The organism is Paenibacillus cisolokensis (genome assembly GCF_018403665.1).
In the GTDB taxonomy this organism is placed as follows: domain Bacteria; phylum Bacillota; class Bacilli; order Paenibacillales; family Paenibacillaceae; genus Paenibacillus_AH; species Paenibacillus_AH cisolokensis.
Genome location: NZ_BOVJ01000174.1, coordinates 14,626 through 27,990, shown reverse-complemented (window position 1 = coordinate 27,990; position 13,365 = coordinate 14,626). Strand labels below are relative to the sequence as shown.

The 13,365-nt window shown below is 57.1% G+C and carries 8 protein-coding genes and 2 pseudogenes; 5 read left to right on the top strand and 5 right to left on the bottom strand.

What is annotated here, in order from left to right; translation table 11 throughout:
- Positions 1-39 precede the first annotated feature (39 nt).
- The 3 genes from PACILC2_RS22135 (at position 40) to PACILC2_RS22125 (ending at position 2,740) form a co-directional block, all read left to right on the top strand.
- The gene (locus PACILC2_RS22135) at positions 40-906 is read left to right on the top strand and encodes a glycerophosphodiester phosphodiesterase (protein ID WP_213530891.1); all 867 of its coding nucleotides are present in this window, start codon (positions 40-42) and stop codon (positions 904-906) included.
- 93 nt (positions 907-999) lie between these two features.
- Complete coding sequence (locus PACILC2_RS22130) at positions 1,000-1,506, top strand: MarR family winged helix-turn-helix transcriptional regulator (protein WP_244863740.1); 507 nt, start codon at positions 1,000-1,002, stop codon at positions 1,504-1,506.
- 16 nt (positions 1,507-1,522) lie between these two features.
- Complete coding sequence (locus PACILC2_RS22125; protein ID WP_213530889.1) at positions 1,523-2,740, top strand: MFS transporter; 1,218 nt, start codon at positions 1,523-1,525, stop codon at positions 2,738-2,740.
- 62 nt (positions 2,741-2,802) lie between these two features.
- Here the strand turns inward: PACILC2_RS22125 and PACILC2_RS22120 are convergent.
- The 3 genes and pseudogenes from PACILC2_RS22120 to PACILC2_RS22110 form a co-directional block, all read right to left on the bottom strand.
- Positions 2,803-4,603: pseudogene (locus PACILC2_RS22120) on the bottom strand (ABC transporter ATP-binding protein).
- A gap of 85 nt (positions 4,604-4,688) precedes the next feature.
- Positions 4,689-6,425, bottom strand: coding sequence for an ABC transporter ATP-binding protein (locus PACILC2_RS22115; RefSeq protein WP_213530887.1), 1,737 nt, complete (start codon positions 6,423-6,425; stop codon positions 4,689-4,691).
- 52 nt (positions 6,426-6,477) lie between these two features.
- Positions 6,478-6,936 (bottom strand): MarR family winged helix-turn-helix transcriptional regulator, encoded by a 459-nt coding sequence (locus PACILC2_RS22110; protein ID WP_244863739.1) that lies wholly within the window; start codon positions 6,934-6,936, stop codon positions 6,478-6,480.
- A gap of 152 nt (positions 6,937-7,088) precedes the next feature.
- Between PACILC2_RS22110 and PACILC2_RS22105 the strand changes: the two are divergent.
- Positions 7,089-8,454: pseudogene (locus PACILC2_RS22105) on the top strand (sodium-dependent transporter).
- A gap of 87 nt (positions 8,455-8,541) precedes the next feature.
- Positions 8,542-10,197, top strand: coding sequence for a glutamine--tRNA ligase/YqeY domain fusion protein (locus PACILC2_RS22100; protein WP_372447206.1), 1,656 nt, complete (start codon positions 8,542-8,544; stop codon positions 10,195-10,197).
- A gap of 253 nt (positions 10,198-10,450) precedes the next feature.
- Here PACILC2_RS22100 and PACILC2_RS22095 read toward each other — a convergent pair whose 3' ends face one another.
- Together PACILC2_RS22095 and PACILC2_RS22090 are read right to left on the bottom strand one after the other, a co-directional pair.
- A complete protein-coding gene (locus PACILC2_RS22095; RefSeq protein WP_213530885.1) occupies positions 10,451-11,575 on the bottom strand; it encodes a copper amine oxidase N-terminal domain-containing protein in 1,125 nt (374 codons plus the stop codon).
- Positions 11,576-11,698: 123 nt separating this feature from the next.
- A complete protein-coding gene (locus PACILC2_RS22090; RefSeq protein WP_213530883.1) occupies positions 11,699-13,255 on the bottom strand; it encodes an S-layer homology domain-containing protein in 1,557 nt (518 codons plus the stop codon).
- Between the last annotated feature and the right edge of the window lie 110 nt (positions 13,256-13,365).

The following is a 13,365-nucleotide window of genomic DNA, read 5'->3' as shown; positions in this document are numbered from 1 at the left end:
CCCCTTTCCATACCACAATGAAAAGGGGGGACGACGAACATGAAACTGTATGCGAAAATGACGGCTTCGGCGCTCGCGCTTCTGTCGATGTTAACGGTCGGTTCCTGGTTGCATCCGCTGCTCCCGGACGGTGCGCCTCCTTATCGGGCAAAGCCGGTTAACGCGGCGCATCGCGGAGGGATGGGCGCGGCGCCGGAAAATACGATGGCCGCTTTCGACATGAGCGCGAGCATTCCGGCCGATTATATCGAGCTGGATGTGCGGACTAGCCGCGACGGGCGTCTGGTCGTCATTCATGACGACACCGTGGACCGCACGACCGACGGGACAGGAAGCGTGAAGGAGATGACCGTCTCCGAGCTGCGCAAGCTGGACGCGGGCAGCGCATTCCACCGGCGGTTTCGCGGGGAACGGATTCCGTTGCTGGAGGAAGTGCTGGACCGTTATGCGGGGAAAATCGGCCTGCTGATCGAGATGAAGGAGCACGATCCGGAAGCGGCGTCGAGATTGGCCGAAGTATTGGGACGGTACGCGTTTGCCCTGCCGCAGCAGCGGGCGGTACGGCCGGAGCTGGCCGGGGACCGGAGAGCAGGCATTATCGTCCAGTCGTTTCATCTTGAATTTTTAAACAAGTTCCACCGATTGCGGCCGGATGTCCCGCTCGCTCTTCTGGTCGAACGGGGACGCAGGCTGCGGGACGCCGATTTGTTCGAATATACGGCGTATATCCGTTATGTCAATCTGCACTGGAAGGATGCCGACATCCGGACGATTCAGCGGCTTCATGCATTCGGACTGCTGACCCTGCCTTATACGGTCAGGCGTTATGCGCAGATGACCCGGCTGCTGAAGGCCGGGGCGGATGGATGGATTACCGATTACCCCGCTCGCTTCCGTTCGTTATAGCGGGAGAAGCGAGGTTGACGTATTTAGTTGTCTTGTATATAATTGCTAAAGCAACTAATTAGAAAAGGAACAACCGGAAGGGGAAATTCGGCATTGACGTACGGGGAGACCAGGCAGCGCAATGACGGGGAGCAAGCACGACCGGTCGACGGACACGGGACAAGCCCGCTGGACGAATCGATCGGTTTTTTGATGGGCGTAGCGTACCGCAAGCTCGTTCAATTGTTCGCGCAACGGCTCAAGCCTTACGATATTACGCCGGAGCAATGGGCGGTATTGGTGCGTATCGCAGAGCGGGAAGGGATGATTCAGAAGGATATCGCCGACCGGTCGGGCAAGGACCGTCCGACGGTTACCCGGATTCTGGATGCTTTGGAATCGAAATCGCTCATCGTAAGACGAATTTGCGGCTCGGATCGCCGCTCCTACCGCATTTTCGCGACCGAGCAGGGGAAGGCGCTGACCGCGGCGACGATTCCGGTTGAGCGGGAAGCGTTAACCGATGCCATGGAAGGCTTCTCGGACGCCGAGGCGAACGAATTGAAATCGCAATTGCGGCGAATAGCCGCGACCATAGACCGGTTTATCGGCAAAACATAAAGGGGAAATGGATGGGATGTCTGAACTTCAGGATGAGAGGCTATGGACCAGATCGTTTATCGCCATCACATTGGCTTATTGTTGTTTATTTCTGAATCTGCATCTGCTCCTGTCACCGTCGACATCTTATGTGCAGGAGCAATTTCGGGTTAGCGACGGCCAGATCAGTCTGGTGACGAGCCTGTTCGCATTCTCGGCCATCGCCACCCGCTTTGCTACGGCGTGGGCGATGAAGCGGGTTCGGCCGGTCGCGATCATGTATGCCGGACTCGGCATCGCCGCTATGATCACATTCGCGTATAGTTGGGCCGGTTCGTTTGAAGCGCTGCTGCTGCTTCGGATCGGCTACGGGGTCGGTTTCGGGATGGCGAGCGTCGTCATGCCGACATTCGTAGCCGAGCTTATCCCGGCCAGACGAATGGGCGAAGGCATCGGGTATTTCGGATTGTCGACCAGTATCGCCATGTCGGTCGGCCCGCTGATCGGCCTGGAAGTCATGAAGCTCGGCTTCGGCTATTTAACGGTATTGGGCGGTATGGTCGTTCTGGCCGCATTTCCGCTGCTGCTGCCGCGCCATACGATTCCGGCGTCGGCCTTTCGACTGCCGGAGAAGAAGGATAAGGACGGGCATAAGGGCGATGCCCCTCGGTCAGGCGCGGTCCGGAAGCTGCTGCTTCCCGCATCGCTTAATTTGCTTGTAGCCATCACGTTTGGCGGTCTGGTCAGCTTCCTGGCGCTGTTTGGGAAGACGGTCCACTTGTCGAACGTCGGCTTGTTCTTTCTTGTCAACGCGCTGTCGATGGTGGCGGTTCGTCCGTTCTCGGGCAAGCTGTTCGACCGCAAAGGCAGCGTGGCCGTTCTGGTTCCCGGGGGCGCGCTGGCCATTATCGGCCTGCTCGTATTGTCGGGCACGAACGGTCCGGGTATGCTGATTGCCGCCGCTGTGCTGTACGGAACGGGTTACGGCATGATTCAACCTGCCATCCAAGCCTGGATGATTCATTCGGTTAAGCCGCAGGAACGCGGCATGGCGAACAGTCTGTTCTACAACTCGCTCGACTTCGGCATTGCCGCAGGTTCGCTTCTGCTTGGCGTGATCGCCTCCAAGACCGGATACGCCGGCATGTATCGGCTGTCATCCGTCATTATGGTGCTGTTCATCGCCGTTACCGTGCTGTCCGCGGTCGTCTCGCGGCAAGCCGCCCGCACGAAGGAGCCGTCGGTCGAGGCTTGATCTCCGATATCCGGCAGCCGATGACGATTCCATGAATCGGTCATCGGCTGCTTCGTTTGATTTCAGCCGGTGCGCTCGAATTGGCTGATGTACAGGTCATGGTAAAATCCCCGCTTCTCCAGCAGCTCCGCATGCGTGCCGCGTTCGATAATTTCGCCGCCGTGCACGACGAGAATTTGATCGGCCTCGCGGATCGTGCTGAGCCGGTGGGCGATGACGAAGCTCGTTCGGCCGCTCATCAGCTTCCGCATCGCTTCCTGAATATGCATTTCGGTGCGCGTATCGATGCTGCTTGTCGCCTCGTCCAGTATAAGAATGGCCGGATCGGCCAATATTGCCCGGCAATGGTGATCAGTTGCCGCTGGCCCTGGCTTATATTGCCGCCTCCGCCCGTAAGCGGCGTGTCGTAACCGAGCGGCAGCTTGCGAATGAACGCGTCCGCATTGGCCAGACGGGCAGCGGCTTCCACTTCGGCGTCCGTCGCTTCCAGCTTGCCGTAACGGATGTTGTCGCGTATCGTGCCGGAGAAGACATACGCATCCTGAAGGACGAGACCGAGCTGCGAGCGCAGCTTGTTTTTATCCATATCCCGAATATCCGTACCGTCGATCGTAATGCGGCCGCTGTCAATGTCGTAAAACGGGTAAGCAGATTGATGATCGTCGTCTTGCCCGCCCCCGTCGGTCCGACAAGCGCGATCGTTTCTCCTGGCCGGGCGGCGAGCGAGACGTTTCGAAGCACCGTAACGCCTTCCTTGTAGCTGAACGTCACGTTTTCGAACCGGACTTCACCCTTCAGCCCCTCGCTTGCGGCATGCTTTTCCGTTTCGGCGTATTCGGTATCCGTATCGAGAATTTCGAATACCCGCTCGGCGCCGGCGACGGCCGACTGCAGCAGATTGAACTGGTTGGCCAGTTCGTTGAGCGGCCGCTGGAACTGCTTGGAATAATTCATGAAGATGACGATCGTTCCGATTGTCGTCCAGTTCCGGTACGCCATCCATCCGCCGACTGCGGCGATCAGGGCGAACCCGAAGTTGTTCAGCACGTTCATGACCGGACCGACCAGTCCGGAGTAGATTTGCGCCCGGATGCCGACGCCGCGCAGTTCCGTGTTGAGGGCATCGAATTGTGCCGCCGCGGCGCTCTCGCGCCGATAGATTTGCACAACTTTCTGACCGGATACGGTCTCCTCGATAAATCCGTTCAATTCACCGAGCTTTTGCTGCTGACCGGCGAAATATTTGCGTGTCCCTGCCGCAATGAATCGGGTCAGCAATATGACCAGCGGCACCGTCACGAGACTGACGAGCGTCAACCACAGATCGAGCGCCAGCATGAAGCCGAGAGAACCGGCGAGCATCAGCACGCTGGACAAGAGCTGGGTCACGCTTTGATTAAGGGTCGCGGATACGTTCTCGATATCGTTCGTCGTCCGGCTCATCAGCTCGCCATGGGTGCGACGGTCGAAGAACGACAGCGGCAACTGCTGCAGCCTGGCGAACAGATCGCGCCGCATATCCCGGACCGTCCGCTGGGAGAGGCCGACCATGACGTACGTCTGGATCCAGGTAAACAGCGCGTGACCCGCGTATACGGCCACAAGCAGCAGACAGAGGCTGACCAGCCCGTCATAATCCTGCGGGATAATATAATGGTCCACCGCATGGCCGATCAGATAGGGGCCGGCCAGCCCGAGCAGGGTGGAAGCGATTGTCGCGGCCAGCACCGCGATCAAGCCGCCGCGCTGACGGCCGAGGTAGCGCCAGATACGCCGCAATGTAGCGCCCGCGTTCTTCGCCCGCACTTTCGGCATCATCATTCCGCGTCCGGGCGGTCCGCCGCCCGGCCCTATATGGGGCATAACCGGTCCGCCGCCGGGTCTCAGGGGCGGCAGCGGAGCCGCGCCGCCTGCTGCCACGCCTTGTCCGCCCGCCGCTTCATGCGATTTAGCGGTCATACAGCACTTCCTCCTCTCCGAGCTGGGAACGGTATATATCCCGGTATATGTCCGAATGCCGCATCAATTCGGCATGCGAACCGGCCGCCGCGATCTTCCCTTCCTCCAGCACGAGAATATGATCGGCGTCCATAACCGACGTGATGCGCTGCGCGATCAGCAGCGTCGTACAGCCGCGCATCAGCTCCGCAAGCGCCGCCCGAATGCGCGATTCGGTGCCGAGATCGACCGCGCTTGTGCTGTCGTCCAGAATCAGAATGACGGGCCGGACGAGCAGCGCGCGGGCGATGGCGATGCGCTGTTTCTGCCCGCCGGACAGGTTGACGCCCCGCTGTCCGAGCATCGTATCGTAGCCTTCCGGCATATTCGCGATAAATTCGTGCGCTTGCGCCGCTCTGGCTGCCTGCTCGATCTCCTCGTCGGACGCATCCGGACGGCCGTAACGGATATTATCGCGAATCGTGCCGGTGAACAGGACGGACTCCTGCAGCACGAGACCGATCCGGCTTCTCAGATGATCGAGATCGATATCGCGGACATCGACGCCGTCGATGCGCACCTGGCCTTCGGTCGCGTCATACAGCCGGGGCACGAGGCTGACGAGCGATGACTTGCCGGCGCCGGTAGAACCGAGTATGGCGACGGTTTTGCCGGGCTCCGCCGTGAAGCTGATATGATGCAGGACCGGCACTTCGGCGGCGCCGAACCGGAACGTCACCCGGTCGAATTCGATGCGTCCTTCCCGGATGACGTTCGTCCTGGCACCGGGGCGGTTCGCGATCTCCGGCTCCGTGTCGAACACCTCGTTGACCCGGTCGGCCGATACTTTGGCGCGGGAAACGGCCATCAGCATCATACCGATCATCGACAGGGAAAATAGCACTTGCGTGACGTAGTTGATGAAGGCGATCAGATCCCCGACTGCGATCGACGATTGCCAGACGGCGTTTCCGCCAAACCAGAGCACGGCGACGATGCTCAGGTTGAGCACAAGCGTCAGCATCGGCATGTTCAGCATAATAATGCGTATCGCGCGAATGGCGGTATCCGTATAGTCATGATTCGCGATGGAGAAACGGCTGTTTTCGAATGCGGCGCGGACGAACGCTTTGACGACCCGTATGCCGGCCAGATTTTCCTGCAGTACGCTGTTGACCTTGTCGAGTTTGGCCTGCATGCCGGAGAAGAGCGGAAAAGCGAGCCGGATGAGCAGAAACAGAATGACGAATAGGAGCGGCACGGCGACGCCCAGAATAAGAGCCAGACGCGGGCTGATGACGATCGCCATCGCGATGGAGCCGATTGCGAGCAATGGCGCTCGCACGAAGATGCGCAGCAGCATTTGCACCAGATTTTGGAGCTGAACGATGTCGTTCGTCAGACGGGTAATGAGAGAGCCAATCTTCAGCCGGTCGAGATTGGCGAAAGAGAGCGTCTGGATATGGCGGAACAGGTCGCGCCGCAGGTCGGTGCCGAAGCTTTGCGAAGCGATGGTGGAATAGACGCTGCAGCCGACGCCGCCGATAAGTCCGATGATCGCGACGCCGATCATGATGAGTCCCATAGTTTGAATATGCGCCAGGTCCCTCTTCATGACGCCGTCGTCGACGATGCTGGCCATGAGCATAGGCTGAAGCAGATCCATGATCACCTCGACGAGCATGAGCAGCGGAGCAAGCAGAACGGGGAGCCAATACGGCCTCAAGTAACGCTTTAACTTGAACATGGCAATCGAGTCGCTCCTTTGGGTGGTATGGTATCGGATAGGGCCGGGCCGGTCATGAAGGAGGAGATGGTTGCATCGCTTGCTCGCAGGCGGCCAGATTTTCGTAGACGCGAAGCATAAGGGAGCGCAGCAGTTCCTTTTCTTCCGGCGCAAAGCCGACGAATGCCGCTTCTTCCAGCTTCTCCAGCGCTTCTCTGGCTGCACTGAGCGCCTGCCGACCCTTGTCGGTCAGGCTGACCCTGGAAACGCGCAAGTCTTGCGGGTCGGTGCGGCGTACAAGGAGGCCGTTCTTTTCCATCCGTTTGACCATCATCGTCAGCGTAGCCGGCGTAATGCGAAGCTCCTGGGCAAGCTCGTTCTGGCTGCGTCCGTCCTGGCGCCCGAGCGCGAGCAGCAGCGGAGGTTGCCCCGGGTGAAGATCGAATTCGCTCAACATTTGCTGGACAAGGCTGTGATGGAGCTTGACCGTCCGGGCAATAATCCGGTTCAGATGAGCATGGCGCCAATCCAAGGCGATCCCTCCTTCAAACTAATTAGTCGACTAACTATATACTAATCGCATTGGGAAACATCGTCAATTCTGAATTTGGCCGTTTAGCCTGTCCAAGTTTGACGGAAATGGTATAATAATGGCGTTTGTTATAACTCCACTTGAGGTGAGACATGAATCAACATTCACAACAACTTGAGAAGCCGCCTGAACTGGAGAGAGGGACGACGGAGCGCTTCTCTTCGAAAGGCTTCATCGTGGCGGCGATCGGAAGCGCCGTCGGACTGGGCAACATGTGGAAGTTCCCTTATATTACAGGGGAAAATGGAGGAGCGGCTTTTTTCTCGTCTTTATCATTTGTCTGCTGCTGGTCGGATTACCGGTGTTAATGGCCGAGCTGACGATCGGCCGGGGCGGCCGGGGCAGCGCTTCCGGATCGCTGGTTCGCCTGAGCGGCAAGCCGTTTTGGGGCCGATTCGGTTTTATTACGATTGTTGGCGCATTTGCCATTTTGTCGTTCTATTCGGTCGTTGCCGGGTGGACGATCCATTATGCCGTTCTGTCCTTCTCGGGACAGCTGTTCCACGATGCCGACTATGCCGCGCGTTTCGGGGAATTTATCGGAGGCTGGTGGCCGGTGCTGTGGCAGGCAATCGTCATGCTGCTGACCGGATTCGTCGTGGCAAAAGGCATCGCCTCCGGAATCGAACGGTTTAATAAAATTTTGATTCCTGCGATGGTCGTGCTGCTTGTCGTGCTGATGATTCGGGGGGTGACGCTGGAAGGCGCGTCCGAGGGGGTGGCGTTCTTTCTGCGCCCGGACTTTTCCAGTCTGACGCCGCAGGCATTCCTGATCGCGCTCGGACATGCGTTCTTCTCGCTATCGCTCGGCATGGGCACGATGCTTACCTACGGCGCATATGTGGATCGGCGGCAATCGCTCGGCGCCGCCACATTCGCCATCGGGCTAGGCGATCTTCTGTATGCGCTGCTGGCGGGGCTCATTATTTTCCGACGACGTTCGCCTTCGGGATCGCGCCCGATCAAGGGCCGGGGCTGCTATTCGTCGCGTTGCCGGCAGCGTTCGACGCGATGCCGCTCGGTTCGCTGTTCGCCGGTCTGTTCTTCGTTATTGTCGCCATTGCGGCGGTGACGTCGGCGGTATCGCTGCTGGAAGTGCCGGTCACGTATTTGATAGAACGGAAAAGATGGAGCAGGGTAAAGGCGGCGACGATCGTAACGATCAGTTGTCTGGCCGTCGGGTTCCCGTCGGCCGTATCGGTCGGCGGCACGCTGCCGGGGCTGGAATGGCAAGGGAAGACGTTTTTCGATTGGGTCGACTTTATCACTTCAAATATTGTTTTGCCGGTAGGGGGCCTGATCGTGACGCTGTTTGTCGGGTATGCATGGAAGCGGGCGGCCGATGAAGCCGGACTGACCGGATGGTGGCTCCGCATATGGCTTGCCGCGCTGCGCTATGTGGCGCCGATTCTCATTGTGCTCATTTTTCTGCATTCGTCGGGACTTCTCAAGCTGTAATGTTTCCCCTTATATTCCTCCTTCTTTTTGTGTATGATAGAGGAATAGTATGTTTTGCGGGAAAGGTTGGTCGCATTGGAAAGTAAAATGTCCTCTTCAAACTTCATCAAGCAAATTGTTGCGGAAGATGTCAGGACCGGCGCTGTACGGGAAGTGGTGACCCGCTTTCCGCCGGAACCGAACGGCTATCTGCATATCGGCCATGCCAAGTCGATCTGCCTCAATTTCGAGCTTGCCGACGAATTTCGCGGCCGGACGAACCTGAGATTCGACGATACGAATCCGGTGAAGGAAGATACGGAATTTGTCGAGGCGATTAAAGACGATGTGCGGTGGCTCGGCTTCGAGTGGGATGAGCTGCGTTTCGCTTCGGACTATTTCGAAGAGATGTACGCCCGGGCGCAGCTGCTCATTCGGAAGGGCAAAGCGTACGTTTGCGATTTGACAGCCGACCAGATCCGGGAGATGCGGGGGACGCTGACCGAACCGGGGCAGGAGAGCCCGTACCGCAACCGCAGCGTCGAAGAGAATCTCGATTTGTTTGCCCGTATGAGGGCTGGAGAATTTAAGGACGGCGAGAAGGTGCTGCGCGCCAAAATCGATATGGCTTCGCCGAACATCAATATGCGCGATCCGGTGCTTTACCGCATCGCCCACGCTCATCATCACCGGACCGGCGACAGCTGGTGCATCTACCCGATGTACGATTTTGCGCATCCGCTCAGCGACGCGATCGAAGGCGTCACCCATTCGATCTGCACGCTGGAGTTCGAGGATCATCGCCCGCTGTACGATTGGGTTATCGCGGAGTGCGAGATGGAGGCGACGCCCCGCCAGTACGAATTCGCCCGGCTCAATCTGACCAACACGGTGATGAGCAAACGGCTGCTCAAGGCGCTTGTCGAAGAAGGCGTTGTGGAAGGCTGGGACGATCCGCGGATGCCGACGATTCGCGGTATGCGCCGGCGCGGCTACACGGCGGAGGCGCTGCGGGCGTTCTGCCGGGAAATCGGGGTGGCGAAGAGCAACAGCGTCGTCGACGAGCGGATGCTGGAGCATTTTATCCGGGAAGACCTGAAGCTGAAGGCTCCCCGCACGATGGCGGTGCTGCGGCCGCTGAAGGTGGTCATTACGAACTATCCGGAAGGGCAGGTCGAGATGCTGGAGGCGGAGAATAATGCCGAAAATGAGGAGATGGGCGTACGACAAATTCCGTTCTCCCGTGAAATCTATATCGAACAGGACGACTTTATGGAGAATCCGCCGAGCAAATATTTCCGCCTCTTCCCTGGCAACGAGGTGCGCCTGAAGCATGCGTATTTCATCAAGTGCGAAGAGGTTGTGAAGGATGAAGCCGGCAATGTGGTCGAGCTGCGCTGCACGTACGATCCGGAGACGAAGAGCGGCTCCGGATTTACCGGCCGCAAGGTGAAAGGGACGATTCACTGGGTGGAGGCGTCCCAGGCGGTGCCGGCGGAGTTCCGTCTGTTCGAGCCGCTTATTACCGATGAGGCGGCGGAGAGCGGCAAGCCGTTCCTGGAATGCATCAATCCGAATTCGCTTGCCGTGCTGCAAGGGTATGTGGAGCCCGGCATGCGCGATGCGCAAGGAAACGACAAATTCCAGTTTTTCCGGCACGGCTACTTTAATGTCGATCCGGTGTTGTCGCAGGAAGGGCGGCCGGTATTCAATCGGATCGTTTCGCTGAAGAGCTCGTTCGATCCGGGCAAGCCTCAGAAGTAAATCGGGTGAATGGTTTCGCACAAAAAGGCCGGTTCTCGCGTCGCCGTCTTCAGACGGCGGCATGCGAACCGGCTTTTTATACGATGTTGCCATCGTTCACCTCACATCGATCAACATGTTGAAGTCTGCGATTAACAGCGTTCAAGACGTTGCTTCGAATTTTGGGCCATTCCCCCAACGAATCGGCGCTTGCGATAGAGCATCTTGCCGAGCATCCAGTCCTTTTACATTGAAATGGCCGTTATCGGCTCTTTTACTCCACTTTTGTGAACGAAGCTTTAATATTCGTGTAGTAGAGCGATGTCATGCCTTCATAGCCGGAATCGGTACCGATGATCAGATAAAGCGCTCCGGTGCCGTCCGTACGGGCCGTAAACGAGCCGTGAAACGATTTCAAAGCATAGCCTTCCGCCGTACTCTCCTTTACAATGTTACCCAGCACCTTCATGTCCTTGCCGCTTTTCGACTGGTTGCCATGATCGATGTTCATCCGGTAATACGGGGTACCGTCATTGTCTTTTTCCAACGCTTCCGGCTTAACGTTTACGACGCCGGCCTTTACATATACGGATTCGCCGGGCGATCCGCCGGCTCTGATCAGTCCTTTGCTTTCATTCGTCGCCAAATCGAAGCTGAGATGGACTTTATAGGTCGTATGAGGCCGCAGTCCTTCCGCTTTGCCGATTTTCCGGCTAATGTACATGAACAGATCGTCGCTGCGGTTCATGCCGCTAATTTGCAAACCGTACTTCTGGGCGCCTTCCCGAAGCGGAATGGCAGACCATTTGAAATCGAGACGGTATGTATGCTGGCTATACTTGACGGGAAGATCGGCAAATCCGCCGCTCCAGCCTTCCTTGCTGTTGGCGAACGTATATGAAACTTTGACGGTTTCCGTACAGGACGGCAGACGGACAGTGACCGATCGTTTGTCGTCATTGACCGCTGTGTCGGCATCGAAAGCGGCTGCAACGGCACGCAACGGTACGAGCGTATTCCCTTTGACGGCTGTAACCGGTGCAGGAAGCTTCAGCTGCGAACCGGACAACGCGGGCTTATTGCTGCCGATCTTCATGAGCAGCGTCTTCCCGCGCAGCGTCAGGCTGACCGTCCTTGTTTTCGGATTCCACTTTGCTTCTCCGCCCAGCGCTTCGGCAAGCGAAGTGACCGGGACCATCAGGTTGCCCTTCAGCAGCGCAGGCGCGATCGGCGCCCGGTTCGTTCCGTCTTCGGTACGGACGACGGTACTGCCCAGGCGAAATACAGCGGTTGCTTGTCCGCATTTCTCCGCATCGGCAGATGTCTGACCGGCCGCAGGGAATGCAAGTCCGAGCAGCAGCGCAATTACGAGTATGCAGCAGGATGTCTTGTTCAACATAGGGGAACAATCCTCCTTCCCTATCCTCATAAGATCTCGGGTTGTCATCAATTTCCGTCGGAGAGGGATTACGGTTGGAAAAAAGCGACCCCGAAGGGTCGCTTTTTCGCCTATGATTGAGGATTAGTCAATCAGTTCAGCATTGGTCAGGAAACGATAGATCATCGTAGCCGCTTCAGCGCGGGTAGCCGTGTTATCGCCGCCTACTTTCGTAGCCGAGACACCTTGAACGACACCAGCGCTGATGGCAGCAGCGACTTCATCTTTCGCCCAACCCAGAGCGGCTGCGTCGGTGAATTTCGCCAGCGCTTGCTCAACTTGAGCAGGCGTCAGGTTCCATTCTTTACCGGCATAAGCCGCAGCGCGGACGACCATCGTCGCCAGCTCTTTACGGGTGATGTTAGCCGTCGGTTTGAACGTATCGCTGTTCACGCCTTTGACGATACCAGCTTCAGCAGCAGCAGCTACTGCGCCGGCATACCAAGCGTTAGCAGGAACGTCCTTGAAGCTGGAAGTACCTTTAGCTTCAATTCCGAGCGAACGAACGATCAACGCCGCGAACTCGGCGCGAGTGATGTTGCGGGCAGGCGAGAACTTGTCAGCGCCAGTTCCCTCAACAACCAGCTTCGCAGCCAGAGCGTTTACAGCTTCGGCAGCCCAACCGTGGTTCGCCAGATCCGTGAAGGATACGGACTTACCTTTGATTACCGTGTAGATGCTGTTGCCATTGCGCTTCAGGTTTGCGAGCGTTTTGCCGTTATCCTCGGTGAAAGTAGTCGGCACGAAGCTCAACTTCTTCGTCGTCGGATCGTACAGAACGCCTACCGCATTGTCCTTGCTAGCATCGGCATCCAGGGCAATCGTGCGGTTGATCAGCTGACCAAAGTTGTTGATCGCTTGCTCTTTGCCGCCACCAACTGCGACGACTTTGAAGTCAACGGCAATGGACAGCTGTTCGCTGCCAGCAGCAGAAACGGCGTCTTCAAGGGCTTTCGCCGCATCGCCAGTCAGCTGCTTCAGCTCTACGCGGATGATGAGGTCTTTCAGCTCAACCCCGAAGGATTTCGCCAGATCCTCAACTTTCAGCGCAGGCAGCGGCAGCGTGATGGAACGTCCGTCTTGCATGTACAGCGTCAGGTTCTTGCCGTAGATCAGAGCGTCAGCCGGCAGATTGACAACTTCCGAAGGAGTAAGAATCCGGGCGTTGTCACTGGCTTTCAGAGCTGCGATCAATTGGTCGCGGTTCACATTCCCGTTCGAGTCGATGATTCCGCCAGCCGGAGGGAAGAAGATTCCGCCGGGGGCAGGAGATTGAACTTCAGTAGTGTAAGCCTTGCCGTTATAGAAATACTTCAGTGTGAGCGGGAATACATAAGCAGATGTCGTTACGTTTTTGAACTCGAAATCGTACAGCCCATTGCTGCTATTATATGTAGCATCCGTTACTACTTTATAGTTGGTAGCACCGAATTCATAAACATATACAGCAACGGTCGAAGGTTTGTTCAAATCGAGATAGACATCGTTGCTTACGTAAACCGACCCGATCAAAGAATCGGAATCGAACTTCACATTTTCAAAGCGCGGCTCAATAACTGCTGCCAAAATCGGCGTCGCCGCTGCGAACATCATGACAAAAACGAGAAGGGCCGCAATTTTGCTCTTAATAAGCTTTTTCAATTGTTTCACCTCCTTTCAATAAGCATGGAAGAAAAATATCGAGCTTGAAAGAAGAATGATAGAGTACTGCTCGAGCTATCATTATATCCTATCTGTAGCGAGTAAAAAAG

Excerpts from the sequence above, each read along its gene's own strand:
- PACILC2_RS22135 (WP_213530891.1), top strand. The coding sequence starts at position 40 with ATGAAACTGTATGCGAAAATGACGGCTTCGGCGCTCGCGCTTCTGTCG.
- PACILC2_RS22125 (WP_213530889.1), top strand. The coding sequence starts at position 1,523 with ATGTCTGAACTTCAGGATGAGAGGCTATGGACCAGATCGTTTATCGCC.
- PACILC2_RS22115 (WP_213530887.1), bottom strand. The coding sequence starts at position 6,425 with ATGTTCAAGTTAAAGCGTTACTTGAGGCCGTATTGGCTCCCCGTTCTG.
- PACILC2_RS22100 (WP_372447206.1), top strand. The coding sequence starts at position 8,542 with ATGTCCTCTTCAAACTTCATCAAGCAAATTGTTGCGGAAGATGTCAGG.
- PACILC2_RS22095 (WP_213530885.1), bottom strand. The coding sequence starts at position 11,575 with ATGTTGAACAAGACATCCTGCTGCATACTCGTAATTGCGCTGCTGCTC.